At 42.7% G+C, this 22,557-nt stretch carries 13 protein-coding genes; 5 read left to right on the top strand and 8 right to left on the bottom strand.

What is annotated here, in order from left to right; all coding sequences use genetic code 11:
* Nucleotides 1-35: 35 nt before the first annotated feature.
* From JMX18_RS13320 to JMX18_RS05110, 7 genes are all read right to left on the bottom strand, one after another.
* Nucleotides 36-152, bottom strand: coding sequence for a DUF2474 domain-containing protein (locus JMX18_RS13320; protein ID WP_227674567.1), 117 nt, complete (start codon nucleotides 150-152; stop codon nucleotides 36-38).
* Nucleotides 153-237: 85 nt separating this feature from the next.
* Nucleotides 238-1,254, bottom strand: coding sequence for a cytochrome d ubiquinol oxidase subunit II (gene cydB / locus JMX18_RS05135; RefSeq protein ID WP_201585242.1), 1,017 nt, complete (start codon nucleotides 1,252-1,254; stop codon nucleotides 238-240).
* Entirely contained in the window at nucleotides 1,254-2,762 is a 1,509-nt protein-coding gene (locus tag JMX18_RS05130) for a cytochrome ubiquinol oxidase subunit I (protein ID WP_201585240.1), read from the bottom strand. Before JMX18_RS05130 ends, cydB begins: the two co-directional genes overlap by 1 nt.
* A 503-nt stretch (nucleotides 2,763-3,265) precedes the next feature.
* Nucleotides 3,266-5,749 (bottom strand): esterase/lipase family protein, encoded by a 2,484-nt coding sequence (locus JMX18_RS05125; protein WP_227674566.1) that lies wholly within the window; start codon nucleotides 5,747-5,749, stop codon nucleotides 3,266-3,268.
* A 247-nt stretch (nucleotides 5,750-5,996) separates the two neighbouring features.
* A complete protein-coding gene (locus JMX18_RS05120; protein ID WP_201585238.1) occupies nucleotides 5,997-7,049 on the bottom strand; it encodes a hypothetical protein in 1,053 nt (350 codons plus the stop codon).
* A gap of 241 nt (nucleotides 7,050-7,290) precedes the next feature.
* Complete coding sequence (gene coq7, locus JMX18_RS05115; protein WP_201585236.1) at nucleotides 7,291-7,935, bottom strand: 2-polyprenyl-3-methyl-6-methoxy-1,4-benzoquinone monooxygenase; 645 nt, start codon at nucleotides 7,933-7,935, stop codon at nucleotides 7,291-7,293.
* 153 nt (nucleotides 7,936-8,088) lie between these two features.
* The gene (locus JMX18_RS05110) at nucleotides 8,089-9,420 is read right to left on the bottom strand and encodes an MFS transporter (protein ID WP_201585227.1); all 1,332 of its coding nucleotides are present in this window, start codon (nucleotides 9,418-9,420) and stop codon (nucleotides 8,089-8,091) included.
* Nucleotides 9,421-9,799: 379 nt separating this feature from the next.
* Between JMX18_RS05110 and JMX18_RS05105 the strand changes: the two genes are divergently transcribed.
* Both JMX18_RS05105 and JMX18_RS05100 read left to right on the top strand, forming a co-directional pair.
* Nucleotides 9,800-13,288, top strand: a complete 3,489-nt coding sequence (locus tag JMX18_RS05105; RefSeq protein ID WP_201585225.1) for an autotransporter assembly complex protein TamA — start codon at nucleotides 9,800-9,802, stop codon at nucleotides 13,286-13,288.
* Between the two features lie 54 nt (nucleotides 13,289-13,342).
* Complete coding sequence (locus tag JMX18_RS05100; protein ID WP_201585217.1) at nucleotides 13,343-18,340, top strand: translocation/assembly module TamB domain-containing protein; 4,998 nt, start codon at nucleotides 13,343-13,345, stop codon at nucleotides 18,338-18,340.
* Between the two features lie 93 nt (nucleotides 18,341-18,433).
* On the opposite strand, the gene hemP is transcribed toward JMX18_RS05100, so the two are convergent.
* Nucleotides 18,434-18,592 carry a hemin uptake protein HemP gene (gene hemP, locus JMX18_RS05095; protein ID WP_201585208.1) on the bottom strand — a complete coding sequence of 53 codons (159 nt, stop codon included), beginning with the start codon at nucleotides 18,590-18,592 and terminating at the stop codon, nucleotides 18,434-18,436.
* A 236-nt stretch (nucleotides 18,593-18,828) separates the two neighbouring features.
* Between hemP and JMX18_RS05090 the strand changes: the two genes are divergently transcribed.
* From JMX18_RS05090 to JMX18_RS05080, 3 genes are all read left to right on the top strand, one after another.
* Entirely contained in the window at nucleotides 18,829-19,311 is a 483-nt protein-coding gene (locus JMX18_RS05090; protein WP_201585206.1) for a (deoxy)nucleoside triphosphate pyrophosphohydrolase, read from the top strand.
* Nucleotides 19,312-19,625: 314 nt separating this feature from the next.
* Nucleotides 19,626-20,822 (top strand): lipocalin family protein, encoded by a 1,197-nt coding sequence (locus JMX18_RS05085; RefSeq protein ID WP_201585204.1) that lies wholly within the window; start codon nucleotides 19,626-19,628, stop codon nucleotides 20,820-20,822.
* Nucleotides 20,823-21,076: 254 nt separating this feature from the next.
* Complete coding sequence (locus tag JMX18_RS05080; protein ID WP_201585202.1) at nucleotides 21,077-22,522, top strand: glyceraldehyde-3-phosphate dehydrogenase; 1,446 nt, start codon at nucleotides 21,077-21,079, stop codon at nucleotides 22,520-22,522.
* The last annotated feature ends 35 nt before the right edge of the window (nucleotides 22,523-22,557 follow it).

The following is a 22,557-nucleotide window of genomic DNA, read 5'->3' as shown; positions in this document are numbered from 1 at the left end:
GCGCTGTTTTTATTACCAAGATTATAGCGATAAAATTACACGCCCATGGCTAGCTTGATCAATTGGGCAATAGTAAATATCACCAACAAACCCGCTAGATACAAGCCTATAAACCAAGCCCACTGAGATTGTTTTTTACTGAGCTTTTTCATAAAACTTCCTCGTTAGCTCCTCATCCGCTATTATCACCGCCTATATCTCATATATTTTCTGAAATAAAGCTGATTTATATCTCTTTTAATACATAGGATTATGATCAGACTTACCTTTAAAGGTGTAATAAGCAAAAGCGGTATAACTTAAGATAATCGGCAGCATAATCAGCGCACCAATCAACATAAAGGATAAAGAAGTATCAGCGGCGGCCGCTTCATAAATAGTCATCTGATACGGTACGATATAAGGGAATATCGCAAAACAAACCCCAATATATCCCATCAAAAACAAAGCGACAGTCAATAAAAAAGGACGATACTCACGCTCGGTGTTTAAGTCTTTACGCATCACAAAGAATAATAACAGCACGATAATAGGCATGGGTGCCAAATAAAGTAGTCCAGGGAAGCTGAACCAGCCTACCAGCGCCTCAATATCTGAGAAATACATCGATATCGTGACTACTACCATCGCCAATAACAACGCCGATAACATCCAGCTAGAGACTTTACGTGCCCACACTTGTAATTTATGCTCAGTTTTAATGATAAGCCAGGTGGAGCCTAACAGCGCATAACCAATCAGTAAGGCAAAACCGCACATGATGGAAAAAGGAGATAACCAATCAAAAGGGCCACCGGTATAAAGACGATTACTGGCCTCTATCCCTTGTATCAAAGTGCCCAGCATAATACCTTGTGAAAAGGTAGCAACGATTGATCCAACAAAAAAGAAGGTATCCCATACATGACGACGAGAAGAGGCTTTAAAGCGAAACTCAAAAGCCACGCCGCGCATGATCAAACCAAATAACATCAAAGTTACCGGCAAATACAGACCGGTCATAATAATGCCATAAGCTACTGGAAAGGCGGCGAATAAGCCCCCACCACCCAGTACCAACCAAGTCTCATTACCATCCCAAAAGGGGGCAATAGAGTTCATAATACGGCTACGGTTTTTATCGGAGCCTGCAAAGGGAAATAAAATACCACAGCCCAAATCAAACCCGTCGAGCAGAACATAGATAAAGACCGATAAAGCGATCAAGCCGCCCCAAATCAGGGGTAAATCTAAGACATCGCCGAAATTAAACATTAGCGCAGCCCTCCGTCATTTTGGTCATTTTCTGGACTGTCTAAATCCTGCGACTGACCTTCTTTCGTATGCTTTGCAGGATTATTGTCACCGCTTAACGTCCGTCCTTGACCCTCAGTTATAGAGTGCTCATAAAAGTTATCATCAGCAGGATCTTCATACGGTTTTGGCCCTTGAGCAATCAAGCGCAAGATATAAAAGCTCCCCGCACCAAACACAAAGATATACAGCACAATAAAACCGATTAGCGTGGTGGCGACTTGCTGTGCGGCAAGCGGCGACATGCTTTCCCCTGTCCGAATGACTTCATAAACCGTATAGGGTTGACGTCCTGTTTCCGTAACAAACCAACCTGCGAGGAGCGCAATGAAACCTAGCGGCGTCATCATCATCCATGCTCGGTGGAACCATTTACTTTCAGGATTAAATTGCTGCTTTTTAAAGTACTTGTAGGCACTAAATAATCCCACTAACACCATTAACGTGCCAATGGCTACCATGATGCGAAATGACCAAAATACGATGGGCACATAGGGTTGGTCTTCTGGAGCCCAGTTCTTCAGCCCCTTGACCTCACCATCTAATGAATGGGTTAAGATTAAGCCTGATACGTAAGGTATTTTGATCTCGTAATGGTTTTTTTGTGCCTGTTGGTCTGGAATTGCAAATAGTACTAATGGCGCACCGCGCTCATCCTCCCAAAGCCCTTCCATTGCTGCTACCTTGGCTGGCTGATGCTCAAGGGTATTTAGACCATGCATATCACCAATGAGTACCTGCATCGGGGCGACGAATATTGCCATGATCATTGCCATACCTAGCATCACTCGGCCATGCTGGCGGTGTTCGGTGTGACGTTTCGATTGAAGGTAGTAAGCACCGATACCGCCGATGACAAAAGCTGTGGTCAAGAAGGCGGCGGTCATCATGTGGGCGTAGCGATAGGGGAATGAGGGATTAAAAATAATCTCAATCCAGTTGGTGGGATAAAGCAGGCCATCGGCACCCATCATAAAGCCTTGCGGAGTTTGCATAAAACTATTGGCAGCCAAAATCCAAAAGCCTGAGATTAGCGTACCGATAGCGACAATGGCGGTCGATGCAAAGTGCATGCGCTTGCTTACTCGTCCCCAGCCAAATAGCATAATTCCTAAGAATGATGCCTCTAAGAAAAACGCTGTTAATACTTCGTAGGCGAGGAGTGGGCCTAAGACGTTGCCGGCTTTGTCTGAAAACACCGCCCAATTGGTGCCGAACTGGTAGGACATTACTACCCCAGATACCACGCCTAAGCCAAAGACTACAGCGAATATCTTCACCCAGTGCTTATAAACTTCAGCGTAGATAGGTTCTCCCGTTCTAAGCCAGCGAAACTCAAGTACAGTTAAAAAGCTGGCTAAACCGATAGAAAATGCGGGAAAAACAATATGAAATGAGATTACAAAGGCGAACTGAATACGCGCCAGCATCAGCGCATCCAGTTGATCGACTATAAATGTAGCGAACATAAGCGCTTACCCTTATTTGTGAGCAAAGTAGCGTTAGCTTCCGTGATACGCTTGCATAATGGTCTGCATTAGTTTGTCAGTTTTTTAAGTTGAGATATAAACCTGAGTTTATTTTGGACAGTAACTATTATGAATGGATATGATTGAGTTAAAAAGTAGGTTTAAAATATGATATTAATAATACTTTTTAATCAGAGTTAATAACTTATAACCTTATAGGCTAAAGGGGTATTTACTCGTCAAATCAAGGTGTTACTGTATTTTTTTATGGATTTATTATGCGCTTATGCTTCATGACACGCAAGAAATAACTCATTCTCGCAACTACGTAGTAGTCATAAGTTATATCTTGAAAATAAATATAGCCAACATAAATTAACGGACAATATTTGGTTTTACATAGGGCGGGTATCCTATCTTAAGTGTGAAAACACATCTAAGATAGGATTAGATACTAAGCTTAAGTGCAAATATAGGCACAAGTATTGAATGTTTGAGAGGGTTTATTGCTGCAATTGTTGACGTAAAATTCGCCGTAAGGTTAGGATAGTTTGTGGGTTCTCTTGAACACTATGACCGCCACTGATAATAGTTTCAGATGCGGCACCGTCGAGATGAGCACTAGTATAGGGGACAATACCATCGGATAGACGTTCAGTGAGTGCTTGGCTGATATCCTCATTGACTGTAACCGCAGCAACTAGTGGTTGTCGCTGTACTGAGTTTGTACGGTCTGATTGTCTCGGTGTTGAGTTAGCACTATTATTATCATCTTTTTGCGGCGCTTGTGATAAATCAATTTTGCCGCCGCCTGGTTGCATCTGTGCTAGACCTCTGGTGATATCATCATCATTGCTGGCAATGATCGAATGATAAGTAATGCGTTCATTTATATTGATATCTTTAGTCAATTGAATAAATGAGGATTTGTCACTGAGCTGGCTGGCACCGTTTTCTAGGTATAGTGCTCCCAAAGGGTTCTGTGTCAAATCGCCCTGAGTAAAGATAGTGGCTAAGTTATCGGTGACTGTTTTTACCAAACCTACAGGAATATGAATGATGCGGCGCAGCGCACGTGTAAACCAGCGATCAGCGTAGTCGGTACCTCGAAAGGGTGCGGATAAAAATACAGCAGTATCAACTTGCGGTAAAGTTTGGAGCTCAAAACGGTTGTTTAGCTTTTCTTCCCCAAAAGCTTGCTTGAGTACGTCAATGATTTGCTTTTTCTCGCTATAGGAAAGTAAATTCTGCTCATCAAGTCTTTCTATATCATCTTCTAAATTGTCGTCTGAGAGCATCATACGAGCTATGACCGCTCCCATGCTATGGCCGATAATAACGCTATTGCTACTGGCTCGATTCTGTCCTTGAGGATCGGTTTGCTGATATGCAGTAGTCAGCAGCTTTTGAATCTCGTAGCGGTTTTCTAATATAGGTAAATTAGTAGGATAGAATATTTGCCAAACTTGGTAGTTCTCACGCAGTTTGTCATCACTTAAGATATCGTTGGTTAAGTTAACCCAAGTAGCAGGGCTGGAAGCTAAGCCATGAATCATAATAAGCACCCGTTTATCGGGATCATAGGGCTCTAACATAAATAATTTGGGCAAATTCGCTTCTTGCTTGCGAGCTAGCAGATTGAGATAGCCCACACCACTGAGCTGATTTTCTGCCAACCATAGACCGTAACCTGCCGAAAAGTTAGCTGCGAGTGGATAGTCATCGTCTAATATAGGTACGCTGTTGGTACGATAAGGGTTGTAAAGGTGGATATTGAGCTGCTTGCTGTTTAGTACTTCAAGGACACCTTTCCCAGTAGGCTTGATGAGACCAGTAATTAATAAGTGACCTGTAGGGTAAATACGAGAGGTTGGGGTGCTATCATCTATATGACCCTCGGGGCTAAGTTGACTTTCATCTTTGGTCAACCTACCAGATAAGGAAGAGGCAAGTAATTGACGGACTGTAGTGGTATATCGGTCATCTAGCGAAGCGACCAATTTGACGCCTAGACCGGGACGCTGACTGATAGTATTAAGTCCTGAGAGTCGCATCTCATAAGTGGAGGTTAGGTCTGCCAAGGCAGATTTTTGGTCACGAGCATTTTGTAGATAGTTGTTTTCATTAGGCAGATAGACATTTAAATCATAATTATTTAAATTCATAGTCATGACTTTGACTTGATCGGTTAAATCTCCTTTGAGCGGTGCTTGATTGGATATGGTAGCAGATCTATTCGTATCGGCTGCCGCACTTATAATGGGTAAGTATTTTACATCAGCATCCTCTATCAACTCATGCAAGTTGTCTCTAGATTTATACAACCGGGTAATAATATCATTACTAGCGGCATTATAGATATCTTGAGTCTGGATATCGATATCGTTTGGAATACGGTGATATTCTACTGATTGAGCTAGTTCATTATCAGCATCGGCGAAATCATGGTCTAACTGATCATAAAACAGATAAGCATAGCTGAGTTTTACCGCATCAAAAAGCCTTTCCTGATAGGTGTTGAGACAAGTAGCGGTATTTTTTTTCTGCGTAGTTTCTTGTTCAGGGCTCAAGGGAGCGTTAGCATAATAAGGATCTATCGGTGGCCGCGCCAGCGCATTACGGCAGTCTTGCGAATCCGCTAGCTGAAGCGCTTTACCATAATGGAGCTCAGCAAAAGCGGCCAGTCGGGGACGATATTTGCTATCTAGTATACTGTCGCTTAATTGCTCTAAACATAGATCGAAATGTTGCATGCAGGCTTGCTGATTAAGCCCAGCAGAAAGTAAACTTGAGGCGGTATTACTACTGAGCTTGTTACTTGACACCAGATTGCCACGCTGCAAGCTAATAGCCTTTTCTGGTGACAACTGGCTGACTGAGACCGTGCTACAAGCAGGTAACAATATAACTCCTACTATCAGTGCTAAGTTTAGTATTGTTAGCTTACGGCGTGGCATCGGAGTAGTTGCGACAAGGCTAGCATACATAATAAAAGGCCTTAATTATTTTAATTAAACAAAGCTATATGGCAGGCTTTCAAGAGCCAGTCAATAAAATTAACAAACAGCGCTAATGCTAAACTAACGCAAAAAGCGTGCGCTTTATTATTGACTATATCAATAAAAAGCGCACGCTTTTTCTAGAATCTATTGAGTTAAGTGATGGCAATTGACTTGAAGCTTTTTATCAATTAATAAAAGTTTTAATCAAGCCACTGCCTATCTGATACTAGAATTAGATGGTTGGTTTGACATTAATGTCAGGAGCTGGAATATCCCAAATATAATACTTGCCATCTTCGATTAGTTTTATTTGCTGACGAATAATAGCATCATTTGGGGCTCTTTGCTGTAGACGACGTAGACGATCTAAAGCCTCGCTACGGCGATCGCTCAATAGATCTGACTGTGCCAAGCTTTGCTCAGCTTCGGTATAGCCCAAGGCTACGGCGCGGGTCAAGTATTTTTCACCTTCTTTAAAGCCGCCGCCTTCTGAGAGCATCATGCCATATAAAAAGTTGGCTTCACCGCTGTCAGGATCAGTTTTTATCGCACGATCGATATATTGTCCCGCACGTACCGCAAAGTCTGAGCCTAAATCCAAGTTACGACCCATACCATTAAGCTTAGCTGCTCGGACTAACACATCAAAAGAAGCGTTTGGCGCACTGGCATAAGGCTCAATCCATTTGGTCAAAATCTTAATTTTTTCACGAGTATAGTGACGCTGAGAGCGGTTAGGAAAGTTTGGCGGATAGTGACGGACGTTTGGTGAAACATCCTCAATAAAATCATCCAACAGACTGACATCGAGCTGATCAGAGTTAGGTCCTTTGGTCTGATTAATCACGATGGTCGGCACAAAAGTTACATCAGAGACGCTGAGCTGCGGAGTAGGCACATTCGCAAGCTGACCTTGACTGATATCAACCCCAGTATCTACAACAGGACCACGTTCATAAACACGGGTGGTGGTGATTGGAGTCGATTCAATGGGAGAGGTATTAACTGCTGCAGAGGATACCGCCGGTCTAACATTGGCTGGCGTGGACTGTGCCGTAGCAGTACTTGCACGAGTGGTGTCGGTATTGGCTGTATCAGCACTGGCACCAGTTCTTGGCTGAGCTCGGCGAATGACACGCTGGCTTGAATCAATAGCACTTGGCGCACTAGCGGTAGTGGTATCAGGGCTAGCCGTAGTATCCGTTGCTGCTATAGCCGAAGTGGCTAGCATCATAGTACTTGCTGCTGCTAAAGCGGCAAATTTATAACTGATTGAGTGGTTCATAAAATAAAGCACCTTATATCTGTCTATAGCGAATATTTTTTATAAATAAAAGAAGCGGGTTGTAGGCTGTAAAAAGATAGCAGTAACGTAACCGCTAAGCACAAAACCAATCCCAAAAGTAGCTATACCGTAGCAAACTAATATAAGAGTGCTCAATAGTTGGATTGTTAAAAGTACTACGCTTAGCTATCATTTAGTCAAATGTTAAACCTACTCTAATACCGACTACTTATGTTTTTAATTATAAATGGTAAGCGGTAGCTTTCATGCGATTGGCCATCCAGCGCATGGTATGACGTACTAATGGCGAGAGTGCTGCGCCTCCGTTTTCTAACGCCAACTTACGATGGTGCAGCTCTTCAATATCCATTTGTGCCAGTATTTCTTTGGAGCGTTTATCTTGTGCTGGCAATTGACCGATATGGTCTTGTAGATGCTCACTGACTTGCGCTTCTGTTTCGGCGACGAATCCCAAACTAAACTCGTTAGAGATTGCGCCTGCTACTGCGCCTAGAGCAAAAGACATGCCATACCACAGTGGGGTAAAGATACTAGGATGGCTGCCCAGCTCATCAAGGCGAGTCTCACACCAAACCAGATGATCCACTTCTTCTTCTGCAGATTGCTGCATGGCTTGTCTTACATCGTCATTTTTTGCAGTAAGGGCTTGGCCGTGATAGAGACCCTGAGCGCAAACCTCGCCAGTATGATTAATACGCATCAGCCCTGCAACATGGCGAGATTCAGTGATACTCAATTCAGGAATCTTATCATCGCTGACCGGTAAGGGGCGAGTGCTGGGATTTGAGTGAGGAACCACCGCTCGCAGTGCTTTATCGACACCGAGTAGTAAATGGTCAATCTTGGATAAGGGTTGTAGTGCCATAATTAACTCCTAGAACAATGTCATTTAACGCAAATGTTATCTAATGCAGGGGGATTAATACTACGATTTACTTATACCTCATCGATTGTATGCTATAAGGCAATTTATTACTATAAGGGGTCGGTCAGTACTTTTATTTTTAGACTCTTTATTTTAATTAATAGGCTCATCACGAGTTTGAATGACGGCTTGTTTGATATGTTTATTGAGCTTTAGATATAAAAATAACCCAAATAAAATATTGAGCACACCGGTAACCAAAAACAATTGCGGTAAGCTTAACTTTAAGGCGTTCAGCATTAAGATAGCGAAGATGGCTGAGGTGACCATAAATATAGCATTGAAAATATTGTTAGCGCCAACAATACGTGCGCGATGACTTTTAGGCGCATAAGCTTGCATAGACGCATATAACGGTACGATATACAGGCCACCGCTAAACCCTAAAAAGAACAAATCAAAAAACACCCGCCAGCTACCACGAATGCTAAATAGCTCACCGATACCCATCAAGGTATCAGTATCAAGATTGATGTTTAACCCTGAGAGCGAAAAGTATAAGTCAATGGCAAAGATACTCAGACCTGCAATACCAAAGGGTAATAGGCGTAAACTCACCTGATTTTTGGTCAAGCTTTTGCATAATAAAGAGCCGATCGACACCCCGACTGAGAACAAAGTCAGTAGGAAAATAACCACTGATTCATCACCTTGTAAAATGACTTTACTAAACTCTGGGGTTTGGGTTAAAAACGTTGCCCCATAAAACCAAAACCAGCTATTACCTAGCACGATAAAAAATAAAAAAGGTAAGGAGTACAAATAGCGTACCGTGGCCATGCTAGTAGTAAAAATATTCCAATTAATATTTAGGTTAGGCTGCATGGCGGGCATATTGGGTATAAATCGTGCCGACAAATATCCCAAGATAGCGACAATTAGTACCGAAGCACTGATCCAATATAGCGACTGCGGCAATTGGGTCAACACCCCTGCGATGATCATTCCCAGTAAAATGGCTAGCGAAGTACCCATTTGAAATAGACCATTAGCTCCTACCAGCTCATCCTCTCTCATAGCCTGAGGTAGATAAGCGTATTTAATAGGCCCAAAAAAGGTAGAGTGGGTTCCCATCAAAAACAAAGCGACAAATAGCAAGGTATACCATTCAAACACAAAGCCTACTGCCGCAATGATCATAATCACCAGCTCTAGCAGTTTAATAAAGCGTGTCAATTGGGATTTTTCGAACTTGTCGGCAATTTGTCCTGCTAAAGCTGAAAATAAAAAATAGGGCAAAATGAATAGCATAGCAGCCAAGTTGTTTAGGATGCTAACCTCGATACCTATTTGGCTGGCAGCGGTATAAGTCAAAACCAATATAAGCGCTTGCTTAAAAATATTGTCATTGAACGCACCCAAAAACTGGGTAAAAAACATAGCGCTAAAGCGTCGACGCTTAAATAATTGAAACTGGTTTGCCATGTGAGCTCCTACAAGCGGCGGGCTACGTTTGAAGTTGACAGAGATCGGTAACCGTTGATAAGCCATAAAGCTTTATATCATACTCTTGATCTGATAATCATCAATACTATCAAAAACTTATCTAAATATAAGAGGGTTTTTCGATAGTATTGATGATTGTTAGGCCGTATAATAGCAAGGCTGTGTCACAAATACATGCGCCAAATGCTATGAATCTATAATTAACTCAGTTATGATTTGTAAATTTTACGACTAATCAGCATAAATATCAGTCGAGTATTAACCAGTATATTCACCGGTAAATTAAAGTGATGGCAAAGATAACTCGAGCAGTAATAAGCATGTTGCTACCGTGTGAGGGGATAAAGTATAAATGACCATGAGCTACCAGACATCAAATTCATCACAGCAATCGCCTGCTGTAGCGTGTCAGTCACAACCAAACAAAGGTTGTCAGTTGCCTCATCGAGAATGGCGAGATTGCCCTACAAATAAGCTGCCTGTAGCTGCTTCATACTCATCGTCTCATGCTCGTACCTATTTTGCACGTTCTGCACTTTGTACTGCTATAGCCAGTACCTTATTTGGACTGGGTATCACGCCCACTTTAGCTGCTGAAAGTGCGTCTAGTAACTTATCTCAACGCCAGATTGCCAATAACACTAATAATGATAATCAATCTGACCAGCAAATGGAGGCAGCGTTAGAGGCGCTGCGTTTCAAAAAAGCGATTGAACAAGGATTGATTGACCCATCAGTGTGGGAAAGCTACAACCAAAAAGATGCAGATAAATCTAATCAAGAGCCTGCAAAAAATGCCGATACGTATAACGATAAATTCGAAGAGTCTAACTATACTTCTAGTAGCAGTGATGTAGATAGTAATCGTTTGCCTGATGATTCTTTGCAGCAAGCATTAACTTTGCAGCAGCAAGGGTATCAGATGATGACGCCTGAACAGATTGAACGTGAGCTTGCTATTTTTAATAATGAAGAAAGTCTAGAAGGCGATTCAGCTGATTTTGACAACCCGATTGCCACTTTGGATAGTCAACAGGCTCCTATTGGGTTAGACACTAGTCTAGATGCGGCGAATTTACCAGCGCCGACTAACCTTGATACGTTAGGACGTAATCAAAGTGAAAACGCTCAAACGAACACCAACGTTGTTGAAGATGAACCTACATCGCGGCCGATTCAGGTGAGTGATGCTGTCAGTAGTGGAGTGAGTAGTAGCCAACAAGATCCCTCGCAAGTTCTAGCCCAGCAGGAGCGTGATACTGTAACTGGTAGGGATGACAATGCGGACGAAATCAGAGCACAGGTTAGTGCTGGTAGAGCGCCAACTGAGAGTGAGATAGACAAAAGTAGTGCGCAGGCCAACGATTTAAATCCAGATGATTATTTACCGGACTATGAGGCCTCAACTGAAACCCAAGCGCTTGCTAGTGGTATGGCGCAGGCCTCTACTGATAAGCCTAAGGCTCGTAATAACGGTGGTATTTTTAAGCGTTTATATAATAGGTTTTTTAATGGGGGTGAGGCCGCGCTACCACGTATTGATACCACAGTTTATCTCCAACAGGGTAGCGGTAATGCGGCTAGTATTGACCCTAGTCTAAGACCGCAACTCGTTAAAGCTGATAAAGACATTCAACCGATTAATAATATAAAAGCGGCGCTCGATGATATTAGCGTTGAGTCGGTGGTTGATTTTACTGCAGCGCTACCACGTCTGCGCCAAACGGCATTAGATGCAGCCCGCGCCGTTGGTTATTATGATGTGACGCTACGTCTGCGTCAGCCTAATGCTGACTCTATTGATGTCATTATTGAGAAGCTCGGTGAGCCTGTACGAGTTGAGAGCCGATTTGTGAATGTCCGCGGCGAAGGTAGTGAACAAGCTGAATTCCAAGAGCTTGAAGCCAGTCTACCACCCAAAGAGGATGAGATTTTTAATCATCGAGTCTATAAGAATAGCAAGGCGGCATTAGAAGCCTTAAGTAACACCTATGGTTACTTTGATCAGTATTGGTTAGATAAATCAGTCGATATTATTTTACCGGACAATACCGCTGATATCTCCTTAGTTTACGAGACTGGAGAGCGTTACGACTTTGATGACGTGGTCTTCTTTACTTATGACGAGGATACAGGCACGCTTACCCGAGATCCTGAAAAGCTGCCAGTCGAGATGTCTTTATTAAAACAACTGTTTGATTTTGATGCTGGCGATCCTTTTTATCGGCCTGCTATTACCAAGTTTAGTAATAGTCTATCAGCAACGCGCTATTTTAATATAGTCAACGTTGAGGCGGTTTTGCCGCCCGATGAGAGCAATGAAAGAGGAACTTTAGCGTTTGATAATGCCCCGCCTACCGCTGAAGATGGCAGTACTATAGATGACGATGTTAATGAGAATGGTGCGCAAGATAATAGGCCAATCGGTGAGTCTCAACAGGCAGAGTCTATCACTGCTGATAATAATAACCAGAGTAATGAGCCAGATAGTGAACCGGATGAAAATAATGTCACTGTAGATAATACTGATGCAGAGGATGTAGCACCGATTGAATTTACAGTTGATGAAGAGACCAGCGAAAAACTAGCGGCTATTAAACAGAAAGCGGAACGTTTAAGCCGTTTACCAAACAATCGGGTACTCGATGAGCAGACTGAAGAAGTTGACAGTATTTTAGGTAAGATTAGTAACTCCATTAGTAATGTTGCCAAAAAGATATTCCCTGACGACGAGCCTATCACTGCTGATGAGGACTTTGTGCCACCCACACTGGCAGGCCGCAAAACCCCTGAACAGGTTCAAGAGAGCAAAAAAGTACCGTTATACGTTTATATTGGCGCCGACAAGCCCCGCGATGCTCAGGTTGGTATCGGTTATGGCACCGACACTGATATCCGTGTCACTGGTCGAATTGATTATAACTTGATCAACAAAAAAGGTTATCAAGCCGGTGCTGAGGTAGAGTTATCAAGAATTAGAAAAAATGCGACGGTTTATGGTAGTAGACCATGGAAGCATCCCCTTAATGATAAATTAGAGACCCGTTTGACTTATGAGGAAGAGGTGATTGATCAAGGTGAAGGTAACTTTGATTTATCGACTAAAACTTTAAAAGCGGCGCTGGCTCGTAATATTCGTAAAGAAAGCGGCTGGGATCGTAGCTACTTCGTGCGCGCCCGCGTAGATGAGCTTGAAACAGGCGTCGATGAAGCGGCTTTAGAGGACTTACCAGTAGAGTTTACTTCAGGAAAGCCTCAACAAAAAGCGCTACTCTTCGGTTATGGTGTAAGTAAGACCGATACTGATAATGCTATTAATCCCACTCGCGGTATGCGTCAGTATTACGGGGTCGAAGTGGGCTCAGAGCAAGTGCTTAGTGATACTGATATGGCTATCATTCATGCTGGGATCAGTGGTATCTATAGCTTTGGTGAAGATAATAAACATCAGGTTCTTGGGCGCTTTAATACAGGTTATATTTGGGCCGATGATTTCTATGAAGTCCCTTATAAACTGCGCTTTTTTGCAGGTGGTGACCAAAGTATCCGCGGCTATGATTATGAAAGTCTCTCTCCCTTAGAAAAGGGCTATCTAACGGGCGGACAAGTGCTGGCAGTAGGTAGTGCCGAGTATAACTATGAGTTCCGTCCGGGTTTTCGTGGGGCGCTATTTACTGACGTCGGTAATGCTTATGATAAAAACTTTGATACCGAAACTAAGGTTGGTGTGGGAGTGGGTATTCGCTGGGCTTCGCCTGTGGGCGTGGTACGCGTCGATGTTGCTGCTGGCGTGACAGAGGACAGTATTCCGGTTAGACTGCACTTCTTTATTGGTTCGCCGTTATAAATAAACTGCACTTTGCTTTTTGGTGCTTGTCTTTTCTAAATGTAATTGAGTGTCATGTTGACTAATAATACCCCGCCTCCTCAAGATCCATCGGATGAAGATCCAGCACAAAGAGATGCCCAGCGGGTACGCCGCTGGTATCCGCTGTCTTTTTTATTCAAGCTACTGATATTCGTGGTTGTCGTATTACTGATTATGTTTGCGATATTCTTTTATATGGCCGGTACAGAATCAGGCACCAAGTTCTTATTAGAAAAGATAAGTGCGGAGACCGGGATCGAGTTTAAGTATGGTGACGGTAATTTACGTGATGGAATCTGGGTCACTGATATTGATATAGAAGCCAACCAAGATCTTGAAATACTGGTTGATAAGGCTTATGTCAAAATAGGCTGGCGGGCCATATTCTCTAAAGAAGTACACTTACGTGATGCTGATATCCAGCGCATTGAAATTATCAATAAAAAACCACCTACAGGTGAGCCGTTTGATTACAGAACCCTCAAACTACCTATTAATCTACGTTTTGATCAAGCAAAAATAAAAACCATCGTTTATAAGCAGGTAACCAAAGAGCCTGTCATCATTCATAATATTGCTGCTCGTGATTTGACTTGGGTAGGCAGCTTAGTAACGGTTGGCCGGGGCAGTTTGCGTTATGCCGATATCGTAAAGGTGAGTGCGCTCAAAGGAGAAATTGATTTACAAGGTGACTATCCATTAGACGCTTCAGCTATTGTTGAAGTCAGCGCTTTAGAAAAGGCTTATATAGATCCGCTTGATGTTAACGCAACCGGTAGCCTCAAACGTACTGTAGGCAAAGTAAGTAGCCGTTATAACGAAGGTGATGTGCGTGGCGAGTTTGTCGTACAAGGACTGGATGATAATGCGCCGTTCAGAGCCAAGCTTGAGTGGGACGATGTGCTCATTCCGTATGCCGATGCCCAAAACATTCATCTAAAAGACGGTATAGCTACTGCTACTGGGGTGATATCTGAGATTCGTCTACGTATTAATGCCGAGCTTACTGCCAAAGATATTCCTTCAGGACATTATCAAGGGCGCGGGATTATTGCCAACAGTCAGCTACGTATTGATCGCTTAGAGGCTAACGTCCCTGCAGGCGACCTGCTACTGCAAGGTATCCTCGATTGGCAAGACAGTTTTGATGCAAAGGTGCGAGCCGTAGGGACTAATTTTGATATCCGCCGTGCTATTCCTAATCAATACGATGATTACAAGGCTTATGCGCCGGAGAAGCTTAATGGCCGACTCTCATTTCATTATCAGCAAAAAAATAGCGCCGGCAATTTGCAAATGGATGCTGATTTGCGTCAACGTGATGGCGAGCATGTAAACGCTAATATCATGCGCGGCAAGACCTCTCCAAAATCAAGCCAAGCGGCACCTTGGTATATTGATGCTAAATGGCAGAATCTGACTCGTCGCAATGTGCCCAATATCGGTAATATCGATAGCCCTCGCGGGCAAGCTGATGTGATTGTACGTGGTTCACGTCTGTCCGTTGATGCCAATGCGCTGATCAACGAGCTCAATGCAGCACCAAAGGGTAATTACGATGTGCGCTTACGTAAAGTCAATAATCTTATTAATATCAATCGTTTGAATTACAAAGGGGTAGTGGGCGATTTAATAGGCAGTGGTCAAATACAGCTGGCTACTAAGCAGCGCCCACTTACGTGGCAAATAGATGCGCGTACCAATGGTCTATTGCCCAAACAATATCGTAGTGATCTGCCGCTTGAGCGTTTGACTGGGCAGATTAGTGGGCGCGGCCGTCTACTTAATATCAGCAAAAATGGTATAAAAGGTCAGCGTCATATTATTACAATCAATAATACGGACTTGCAAGCTCAGCTTGATGCCACGCAAGCGGATCGTGCTATCGGCATTACCGGTAGTGGTGATGCGAGCGTCGATATGATTGGAGGCGAGTTATCGGTATTTGATGCCCGTTTTAATGGCCGAGTCGATACCAAAGATGTGCCGGACGGCCGATTGTCGATTAATGCCGCTGGCACCCCAAAACTGATCAATGTACGCCAATTGAACTATGCAGGCGAAGCCGGCGCTGTCGATGTTAAAGGGGTGATTGACCTACGTAAAGACATAGGTTGGACGGTCACTGGTCGCTTTGATAAGTTTGATCTGGGTTATTTCTTACCCGACAACCCCGCCATTATTACTGGTGATTTAAACACTAGTGGTCAATGGCAACCAGCTCCCAAGAATAGTCCTAATGCTAGTGGCATCCTGCAGCGCTTTGCGGTTAATTTTGATGGTGTTCTTGATGCTGAGCAGCTGCCTGCGGGTAGGCTTACTATTGATGCTAGTGGTGATGCACAATTGATTCGAGTGCAGCGCTTTCGTCATGTAGGGGCTGCGGGCAGCATCGATGCTAAAGGTACCGTTGATGTACGCCGAGGTATTGCATGGGATATTAGCGCCGTTATGGATCGCTTTAATTTAGGGTACTTTATCAAAGATACGCCAAGTGTTATTACTGGTACTATCGATACTGATGGACGCTGGACTGAGACCCAGCAAATTATCAATTTGAAACAAATCAATCTAAAGGGCGATTTAAAAGGTCAGCCTTTGAGTGCCAAAGGCAGTTTGACTGCTAAACTAAATCTACCTAAAGATTTGGCTAGCTATTTTAAACGTTTGCAGTCCCAAGACGCTGAAGCGCAATATCAGCAGGTTAATGCACTTATCGAAAGCCTAAATGCTAATAATCTAGTCATACGCTGGGGTGATAACTATTTAACTGCTAATGGCAATGCTAAACAGCTACAAGCAAAAGTGAATATTACCAGTCTCGATCAACTTTCAGATAATCTAGCGGGTAAAGTGACAGGCGGTGCCACCTTATCGCAGCCAGCAGGGCAGTCATTGCCAACTATTTATATCGATTTGGTCGGTGAACGCATTGCATTACTTGGATTCATTTTACGTCAAGGGCGAATACGCGGTAAGGTGGTCAATTTAGCTAATAGCCCCAGCCAGCTAATCATCAGTGCTGAAGGGTTAGATGCAGCAGGACAGAGCTTTGAGCGTGTTAATGCTTCATTTAATGGTACTGAGCAAGCTCATGTGTTGAATATTGCGGTAGCCAATGAACAGCTTGATATCTCAGCAAGGCTCAAAGGGGGCTTTAATCGAGATCAGCTTAGTTGGTCAGGCTCTATCGGAAAAGGTCGGGTTAAATCTCAATATGCTACCTTAAATCAGTTACAGCCTGCGCAGCTCATTGTTGATCTGCCGCAAACGCAGAACGCTAATAGTAGTGATTTAAAAGTTCAGCTAGCCGCTCATTGTTGGCAAGCGGCTGACCAGACAGGCAAGCTATGTCTGCGTGAAAATCTAATTGCTTCAGCTGCTTCTGGGCAAGTCAATTTAGCCCTACAAGCAGTAGACACCTCACTACTTTCAGTATTTTTGCCCAATGATATTGATTGGCAAGCCAAGATCAATGGTAAAGCAATCATAGGCTGGCAGCGCGGCAAACCGCCTACTATCAATACGACTTTGTATTCGGACAATGGCAAAATTGGGCTGATACAGGATGGTGATACTGCACCAGTAAGCCTACCTTACAAGCGGGTATCACTGATTGCGATGTCAGTCCCCGAAGGCCTTAAGTTGCGTACAGATATTGATACCGGCCGAGATGCCCGCGGTTATGCTGAAGTCGTTGTTGATCCCTACAAGACCCCCAAACCGATATCGGGGGCGCTAGTACTTAATGAGCTGAACTTAGCTATCTTTAAACCTTTTTTCCCAGGTATGCGGGCCCTTGAGGGCAATATTACTATGGCAGGTGGTCTGGGGGGTACTTTAACCAAGCCGCAGTTTTATGGTGACGTGGAGCTTGTTAACGGCAGGGTGGCCATATTAGATTTACCGGTTAACTTCACCAATATTAATGTTGATGCCAAAATTCGCGGTACTCAAGCGACTATTGACGGCACTTTTAATAGTGGAACTGGCACAGCTGACTTGACCGGTAGCGTCAATTGGCAGCAAGACTTACAAGCCAAGTTTAGTATTGTGGGCGAGCGTTTGGTATTAACGCAGCCACCATTATTGACTGCCACCATTAATCCTGATATTGATATTATCGTGCGACCAAATGACCGTTATGTCAATATTGAAGGGGCCATTAGTGTGCCAACAGCCACCATTCGTCCGCCAGAAGCTAGTGAAGACGTTATTACTCAAACTCAAGATGCGGTAGTGATTGATAGACGTTTGATTGGGAATATTGACGAAGTACTAGCCATATCAAGACCTTGGTCTATCAATGCGGATATTGGTATCGACTTAGGTAATGATATCAATTTCCGCGGCTTTGGCGCAGTAATTCCTTTAGCAGGGGCTCTAAATATTAATCAAAATGGTCAAGGGGTAATGCGTGCCAAAGGAGTGATTCAAGTAGCACGTCGTACTAATATCGATGCGTTTGGACAGAGTCTGGAGTTAAATTACGGTCAGATACGTTTCAATGGTGACGTTATGAAGCCCGATCTAAGTATCGAAGCGGTCAAAACTATTGATGGTAAAACAGTCGGTTTACGAGTGACGGGCGATACTGAGAATCCGAACATTGTAGTATTCAATAATGCAGGACTGACTCAGCAGCAAGCTATGAATGCGCTAGTTACTGGCCGTCTTAATAATGGCAGTGCGACCCAGGTGAGTGAGCAAGGTTTTAAATCCCAGGTTACTAACAACTTAGCGGCCGCTGGACTTAACTTTGGTTTGAGCGGTACTCGTAGCTTGACCAATCAAATTGGAGAAGCTTTTGGCTTGCAAAGCCTAACCGTGGACGCTTCTGGTAATAGCGAAGATACTAACGTTAACGTGACCGGATATATTACGCCTGACCTATATATTCGTTACGGAGTAGGCGTATTTAATGCCGAGGATAGTTTATCTATTCGTTATCAGCTAACTCGCCGGCTCTATATTGAAGCGACATCTGCTGCCGAGAATGCCGCCGACGTGGTCTACAGTTGGCAGTTCTAAGTTCACTGCTATAAAAAACGCCTTTTAGATAAAGGCGTTTTTTATGCGATATTAACTGCTAATAGTAAAACTGCTGGTTAGGTAGTCAATGAGCTATTTAGTTAAAATCAAGCGATTATTGCGAGTTAAGCGTAGACGATATTCTTCGCCTTCATGTTCGATACGTACCTCTTTAGTGAGGGCAAATAAGTGCTGAGACTGTAAAGTAGGTAGGCGATTGTCTCGGTAGTTTAAATAACGAGAGATGATCATAATAAATTCCTTCTGAAGTGATGGCTAAATACCAATGAGAATAACGAGCAGTGCTAAAAAAAAGCACTATACATCGTTAATTAAGTATTGTTAACGATAATAATTATCATTTACATTTGTAGTTATTGCAAGCATATTGATAAAATAAATCATAGTCATTATGTAAACCTATGTAACCCTTGTAGGGGCATAATAGGTAGAAAACACTTTCAACTATTTAAAATTTGAGATAAGAAATGCATAAACCTTTACCATCCTTAAGTTATGAAACTATTCGTCAAACACAAAATGAAAACTCAACACTAATTAAGGTGGCTGTAGGAGTAATCCACTATCAAAATCAGTATTTATTAGGTTATCGTGATAACACTCAGCATCAAGGTGATCTTTACGAGTTTATTGGAGGTAAGATTGACGCTAAGGAGTCAGGACTAGAGGCGTTAGTAAGGGAAGTTAAAGAAGAGACAGGTATTGATATCGGTCAAAATAGAACTGTAAAGTTAGGTGAGCTCAATCATGATTATGGTGATAAGAAAGTATGCTTGCAGGTCTATCAGATAGCACTGAATGCTGGGCAATATGAGCAAAATCGTGATCGGCATTACGGATTAGAAGGACAAGCTTTGGTTTGGGTCGATAAGCTTGATTTAGTCGCAGAACATTATCCACTTCCAGCAGCCAATAAATCTATTTTGGCTTGGCTACAACACCAGCAGTAAATAGGCTTCGGAGAGCTTTAGTGGTGGTTATAAACTATTGATTTTATAGTATTTTGCCAGTTAGTAACTGTGTCTATAGGTATGTGTCTAGAACTGCCGTTAATAGTATATCTATTTACAAACCGTTGCTTTTATACACACGGCTCCTCTTTTTTATAGGTACTAGGGGCGTTAATATATTTTATAAATTAATAAAGTGTTTGATGGTCCGGTAGATTAATTGACGATGGAAATCTATTAATATTACCATCCAGCAGAGCCGGTCTATTTACGCACTCCAATAATCAATCATTTATTACTTTAATGGTATTATTATGAAAACCAAAAACCCTCAGTCAGTTCTATTTGACGTGCAGGCAGTCGGTTCTCAGTCCAAAACGCCTATTAGATCGGATATTTATTATCCGAGCTCTAACTGTACTTCTATGGATAGTTATGTCTCCATAAATAACTATAATAATCATAATGAAAGCGCTATAAGTCAAGACGGTGACGCTCAGCAGTCGCATAATAATGATTTTCAGTCTATAAGTAGTGGCTATAAAAAAGCGAAAAAAATTGGTACAGTAGCGAAAGACGATGGCTTTATGGATTATGATGCTATCGACAACGATGTCCTCAATAGAACAACGAATGATGCTTACTATGAGCAGAAAAAAGCAGAATTAGATAAACCTGATAACAATAAGCAGATAAGCGCAGCTTTCAAAGATAGTCTGCAAAAAGATAACTTTCAAAGCCAAATAAACACCAATGATCAAATAAATACATTTAATAAGGTATTAAGGCCTATGCAAGCCTATGAGCAACTTCCTGATAATGAAGTTCCGGAACGAGTTTTTATGAACGGACTATTGAAACATACCGCAATCGCCTTGGCTATTATCATACCTTTAGCGGCGTTCTCTGCTTATGCAGCCACTCCTAATATGCCTACCAAAGGGGCAACGCCCGCTGCGAAGACTTCAGCAAAAATAACCATACCGCCTTCTTCAATCATACACAAATCGGCGACCAAACCTACCACCGTCGATAATGTTGATTTGGCAAAGTATAGTGGCACTTGGTATGAAATAGGGCGCTTACCTATGTATTTCCAACGTAACTGCGCCAGTGATGTGACCGCCACTTATACTCCTAAAGCTAACAGTTCAGACGTTACTGTGGTTAATAAATGCGCTACTGAAGATGGCTCTATCATTGAAGCTAATGGACAGGCCAAAGCGGTCGATGAGACTGGTAGCAAGCTAAAAGTGACCTTTTTACCTTCATGGGTTCGCTGGCTACCGGTCGGGCGGGCAGATTATTGGGTACTGGCGCGTGATAACGATTATCAGACGGCATTGGTGGGAACCCCTGATTTAGAGTATTTATGGCTATTAGCACGCTCGCCTAATATTGATCAGCAGACTTATGCTAGATATCGTCAGATTGCCCAGCAGCAAGGTTATGATTTAAAAGAGTTTAAATTAACTCCACATGCTAATCAAACGGTCAAACTGGTTCCATAGCGCGAATGGCTTGGTCCTAAGCACGGTATAAAGTATTGATGGTATAAGGCCCGATATTTTATAGCATTAGACTTTATACTCGTCAGCTATTTTCAATAGTGTTGCTTAATCTTTGTCAAAGGATAACTATAATGGTTATCACTAGCAAAATTAGGCATTTTGGGCTAAAATCTAACCGATCAAATCGTAGCAACAACGATAACTTTCTGCTTTAGGTTTTATTATCTTTCATTCATTTTTTACTGACCATAAGGATGTCCTTTGTGAGCCAAGCTGATACCCTCCGCCAATTACAACAAGACCACCTAAGCCAATATAATAATCAAGAACAGCAAGCTATTGAGCTGATGGGGCTATTAAATAAACTATACAATGAGCGCGATGTACAAGTTACTTTATTCGGTGAGTCTTTAAATACGACTTCAGTAGCACAAATACTAGCGCTGCATCAAAAAGCCGCTACTCGTCATCCGAATAGCAAGTCTATTGCTGTCGCTGACACTTTAGCGTTAGCGAATAAATTGCTAGCAAACGACAATATCCAAGCAGCAAACGTGGATGCCGGTCAGCTAATAGCTAATAACAGTGATATCGAACAAGCACTACAAGCGGTTAGTGCTGACAGCGATAGCGCAAATGAAGCGACTGACGTGGTTTTATACGGTTTTGGTCGTATCGGCCGTATCTTAACTCGTTTACTACTTTCTCAAGCCTCGAGCGCCAAAGGTTTACAATTAAAAGCGATTGTAGTGCGTCCAGCGCCAGCAGGTGATTTGGAGAAACGTGCATCATTACTAGAGCGCGATTCTATCCATGGTAGCTTTTTAGGTAGCGTCAGCGTCGATAATGATAATAATGGTATCCTTATCAATGGCCGCTTTGTACAAGTCATTTATGCTAATGACCCAAGCGAGATTGATTACACCAGCTACGGTATCGATAATGCTCTCGTTATTGATAATACCGGCATCTGGAAAGATGAAGCGGGTCTTGGCAAGCATTTGCAAGCTAAAGGGGTGCAAAAGGTACTGTTAACCGCTCCTGCTGGCGGCGAGATTAAAAACGTCGTCTACGGGGTCAATAACGATACTGTTGGTGAAGATACCATCGTTAGTGCGGCTAGTTGTACGACCAATGCTATTACGCCCACGCTTAAAGTGCTAAATGATGAATACGGTATCGAAAATGGTCATGTCGAAACTATTCACTCATTTACCAATGATCAAAACCTGATTGATAATTATCATAAAGCCGATCGCCGTGGTCGTAGTGCGGTGCTCAATATGGTTATTACTAGCACTGGAGCAGCTAAGGCTGTTGGCAAAGCGTTACCAGAGTTAAGTGGAAAATTAACCGGAAATGCTATTCGCGTCCCGACTCCGAACGTAAGCTTAGCAATTTTGAACTTAAATCTAAAAACCGCCCCTAAAAGTGAAGACGCCTTAAACGAGTTTTTACGTGAAATGGCCAATAGCAGTACTTGGCAGTCACAAATCGCTTATACTGATTCAACCGAAGCGGTGTCGACTGATTTTGTTGGTACTAAGCATGTGGGAATTGTCGATGCACAGGCCACAATCGTTACCGATAACCATGCTACTGTTTACATCTGGTATGATAATGAAGTAGGTTATAGTACTCAGGTATTGCGCCTAGCGACCCAAATGGCTGGTATTAGTTATAAGCAAATACCAGCATAAGCTTAAATAAAGTAGATATATTATAATGACTCGTA

It is taken from the genome of Psychrobacter jeotgali, from assembly GCF_904846315.1.
In the GTDB taxonomy this organism is placed as follows: domain Bacteria; phylum Pseudomonadota; class Gammaproteobacteria; order Pseudomonadales; family Moraxellaceae; genus Psychrobacter; species Psychrobacter jeotgali.
This window is presented reverse-complemented; position numbering and strand designations above follow the sequence as displayed.

Coding starts and splice junctions, on each gene's coding strand:
- JMX18_RS05105 (WP_201585225.1), top strand. CDS start 9,800: ATGAGCTACCAGACATCAAATTCATCACAGCAATCGCCTGCTGTAGCG.
- JMX18_RS05110 (WP_201585227.1), bottom strand. CDS start 9,420: ATGGCAAACCAGTTTCAATTATTTAAGCGTCGACGCTTTAGCGCTATG.
- JMX18_RS05085 (WP_201585204.1), top strand. CDS start 19,626: ATGAAAACCAAAAACCCTCAGTCAGTTCTATTTGACGTGCAGGCAGTC.
- cydB (WP_201585242.1), bottom strand. CDS start 1,254: ATGTTTAATTTCGGCGATGTCTTAGATTTACCCCTGATTTGGGGCGGC.
- JMX18_RS13320 (WP_227674567.1), bottom strand. CDS start 152: ATGAAAAAGCTCAGTAAAAAACAATCTCAGTGGGCTTGGTTTATAGGC.
- JMX18_RS05100 (WP_201585217.1), top strand. CDS start 13,343: ATGTTGACTAATAATACCCCGCCTCCTCAAGATCCATCGGATGAAGAT.
- JMX18_RS05125 (WP_227674566.1), bottom strand. CDS start 5,749: ATGTATGCTAGCCTTGTCGCAACTACTCCGATGCCACGCCGTAAGCTA.
- JMX18_RS05130 (WP_201585240.1), bottom strand. CDS start 2,762: ATGTTCGCTACATTTATAGTCGATCAACTGGATGCGCTGATGCTGGCG.
- JMX18_RS05120 (WP_201585238.1), bottom strand. CDS start 7,049: ATGAACCACTCAATCAGTTATAAATTTGCCGCTTTAGCAGCAGCAAGT.
- hemP (WP_201585208.1), bottom strand. CDS start 18,592: ATGATCATCTCTCGTTATTTAAACTACCGAGACAATCGCCTACCTACT.
- JMX18_RS05080 (WP_201585202.1), top strand. CDS start 21,077: ATGTCCTTTGTGAGCCAAGCTGATACCCTCCGCCAATTACAACAAGAC.
- coq7 (WP_201585236.1), bottom strand. CDS start 7,935: ATGGCACTACAACCCTTATCCAAGATTGACCATTTACTACTCGGTGTC.
- JMX18_RS05090 (WP_201585206.1), top strand. CDS start 18,829: ATGCATAAACCTTTACCATCCTTAAGTTATGAAACTATTCGTCAAACA.